Origin of the sequence: Paenibacillus hubeiensis, assembly GCF_032334105.1 — a bacterium.
Classification (GTDB): Bacteria; Bacillota; Bacilli; order Paenibacillales; family Paenibacillaceae; genus Paenibacillus; species Paenibacillus hubeiensis.
In genome coordinates this window covers 1315-2957 of sequence record NZ_JAVYAE020000037.1, presented here as the reverse complement: position 1 = coordinate 2957, position 1643 = coordinate 1315, and the positions used below count along the sequence as shown (strand labels likewise).

At 54.5% G+C, this 1643-nt stretch carries 1 rRNA gene (running past one end of the window); it reads right to left on the bottom strand.

From position 1 onward, the window contains the following. A 23S ribosomal RNA gene (locus RSX24_RS32085) occupies positions 1-1643 on the bottom strand (it continues 1314 nt past the right edge of the window).

Sequence of the window (1643 nt, the reverse complement as noted above, 5' to 3'; positions counted from 1 at the left end):
TTGGATAAGCCCTCGACCGATTAGTACTGGTCAGCTCCATGCATTGCTGCACTTCCACCCCCAGCCTATCTACCTCGTCGTCTTCAAGGGGTCTTACTAATTGGGAAATCTCATCTTGAGGGGGGCTTCACGCTTAGATGCTTTCAGCGCTTATCCCGTCCGTACATAGCTACCCAGCGGTGCTCCTGGCGGAACAACTGGTACACCAGCGGTACGTCCATCCCGGTCCTCTCGTACTAAGGACAGCTCCTCTCAAATTTCCTACGCCCACGACAGATAGGGACCGAACTGTCTCACGACGTTCTGAACCCAGCTCGCGTACCGCTTTAATGGGCGAACAGCCCAACCCTTGGGACCTACTTCAGCCCCAGGATGCGATGAGCCGACATCGAGGTGCCAAACCTCCCCGTCGATGTGGACTCTTGGGGGAGATAAGCCTGTTATCCCCAGGGTAGCTTTTATCCGTTGAGCGATGGCCCTTCCATGCGGTACCACCGGATCACTAAGCCCGACTTTCGTCCCTGCTCGACTTGTAGGTCTCGCAGTCAAGCTCCCTTATGCCTTTGCACTCTTCGAATGATTTCCAACCATTCTGAGGGAACCTTTGGGCGCCTCCGTTACTCTTTAGGAGGCGACCGCCCCAGTCAAACTGCCCACCTGACACTGTCCCCGTACCCGATCAGGGCACCAGGTTAGAACCTAGATACGATCAGGGTGGTATCCCAACGGTGCCTCCACACAAGCTGGCGCTCATGCTTCTCAGGCTCCCACCTATCCTGTACAGATCGTACCCAAATTCAATATCAAGCTGCAGTAAAGCTCCATGGGGTCTTTCCGTCTTGTCGCGGGTAACCTGCATCTTCACAGGTATTAAAATTTCACCGGATCTCTCGTTGAGACAGCGCCCAAGTCGTTACGCCATTCGTGCGGGTCAGAATTTACCTGACAAGGAATTTCGCTACCTTAGGACCGTTATAGTTACGGCCGCCGTTTACTGGGGCTTCGGTTCACAGCTTCGGGATTGCTCCCTAACCGCTCCCCTTAACCTTCCAGCACCGGGCAGGCGTCAGCCCGTATACTTCGCCTTACGGCTTCGCACAGACCTGTGTTTTTGCTAAACAGTCGCTTGGGCCTTTTCACTGCGGCCCCCTCGTGCTATTCACACTACCGGGGCACCCCTTCTCCCGAAGTTACGGGGTCATTTTGCCGAGTTCCTTAACGAGAGTTCTTCCGCGCGCCTTAGAATTCTCTTCTCGCCTACCTGTGTCGGTTTGCGGTACGGGCACCTTCATCTGGCTAGAGGCTTTTCTTGGCAGTGTGAGATCATGACCTTCGCTACTGTAATTTTCACTCCCCATCACAGCTCAGCCTTACGGTTAGCGGATTTGCCTACTAACCAGCCTCACTGCTTGGACAGGCATCCATCAGCCTGCGTCACTACCCTACTGCGTCCCCCCATCGCTCGTAACGATTTACGGTGGTACAGGAATTTCGACCTGTTGTCCTTCGACTACGCCTTTCGGCCTCGCCTTAGGTCCCGACTTACCCTGAGCGGACGAGCCTTCCTCAGGAACCCTTAGGCTTTCGGCGGATCAGATTCTCACTGATCTTTTCGTTACTCATACCGGCATTCTCACTTGTAT